Consider the following 228-nt stretch of genomic DNA (forward strand, 5'->3'; position numbering starts at 1 on the left):
GTTCGGCTGGCGGCACTGCAGCCCGACGACGTCGCGCACCGGGATCTGCAGCTCGAAGATCTCCTCCACGGTGATCTCCCGCTCCCGCGGGCCGATGGCCGAAGCCAGGCAGTTGAGCAGGGTGGTCTTGCCCGCCTGGGTGGCCCCGCTGTCGAGGATGTTCATGCCCGCGTCCACGGCCGCGTCCAGGTAGCGGGCCGCCGGCGGAGTGGGGGGACCGCCCCGGAC

At 72.8% G+C, this 228-nt stretch carries 1 protein-coding gene; it reads right to left on the bottom strand.

The window, feature by feature from the left end; all coding sequences use genetic code 11:
• The coding region (locus KVS67_RS13865; protein ID WP_217565625.1) for an ATPase, T2SS/T4P/T4SS family at window positions 1–228 on the bottom strand (228 nt) is incomplete at both ends.

The organism is Micrococcus sp. GbtcB5, assembly GCF_019091605.1.
Classification (GTDB): domain Bacteria; phylum Actinomycetota; class Actinomycetes; order Actinomycetales; family Micrococcaceae; genus Micrococcus; species Micrococcus luteus.